Origin of the sequence: Pseudoalteromonas sp. SIMBA_162, assembly GCF_046535955.1 — a bacterium.
Classification (GTDB): Bacteria; Pseudomonadota; Gammaproteobacteria; order Enterobacterales; family Alteromonadaceae; genus Pseudoalteromonas; species Pseudoalteromonas marina.
In genome coordinates, this window is record NZ_JAWJBQ010000315.1 from 1 (window position 1) to 277 (window position 277).

General features: G+C 66.8%; 1 protein-coding gene. It reads right to left on the minus strand.

All coding sequences use genetic code 11. The features are described 5' to 3' along the window. Window positions 1-277, minus strand: a 277-nt coding sequence (locus tag R0J88_RS19845) for a 3'-5' exonuclease (protein WP_410900854.1), incomplete at both ends; no start/stop codon positions are given.

Consider the following 277-nt stretch of genomic DNA (forward strand, 5'->3'; position numbering starts at 1 on the left):
GGCGCCATCGGAGACCGCATCGCTCATCGCCTGCCACATGGTCAGGTTGCCGTAGCGTGCGCGCTCGCGCAGCTGCTCGACGGTGCGCATGCCGATGCCACGCGCCGGCACGTTGATCACGCGCTCCAGGGCGGCATCGTCCTCGCGGCTGTTCATCAGGCGCAGATAGGCGAGCGCGTTCTTGATCTCGAGACGCTCGTAGAAGCGCTGGCCGCCATAGATGCGATACGGCATGCCCTTGCGGATCAGCGTCTCCTCCAGCACGCGTGACTGGGCG